This is a genomic window from Bradyrhizobium sp. Leo114 (assembly GCF_055229415.2).
On record NZ_JBUYEN020000238.1, the window covers coordinates 1 to 356 of the forward strand.

The 356-nt window shown below is 62.6% G+C and carries 1 protein-coding gene; it reads right to left on the reverse strand.

Annotated elements, in window-relative coordinates; translation table 11 throughout:
- Window positions 1-339 (reverse strand): transposase (locus tag ACZIRK_RS45560; RefSeq protein ID WP_474419891.1); only part of this gene is annotated, 339 nt, incomplete at its 3' end.
- Window positions 340-356: the final 17 nt, after the last annotated feature.

Genomic DNA, 356 nt, shown 5'->3' on the forward strand with positions numbered 1-356 from the left:
GACGCCTTGCACGTACATCTCGGCCAAGGCCGCTACCAGCGCCTTCTCCGAGCGCTGGTAGCGCTCGAACAGCTCGGTCGAGAACCGCCCCTGACGGTCCTGCGGCACCTTCAGCTCGATCTTGCCGACCCGGGTGATCAGCGAGCGGGGATAGTAGCCGGAGCGATAGCCAAGCCGTCCCTCGCCGCGCTCTCCTTTCTCCGCACCCAGCGTCTCCGTCATCTCGGCTTCGAGAATTTCCTGCACCGCACCCTGGATCAGCGGCTTCAGGAACTCCTTGTCCGACCTCAACAACTCTTTGACTGCAGAGACGTCCGTCCTAATCTTCGTCACGGTCATGGCGGGTCCAAGCTCCT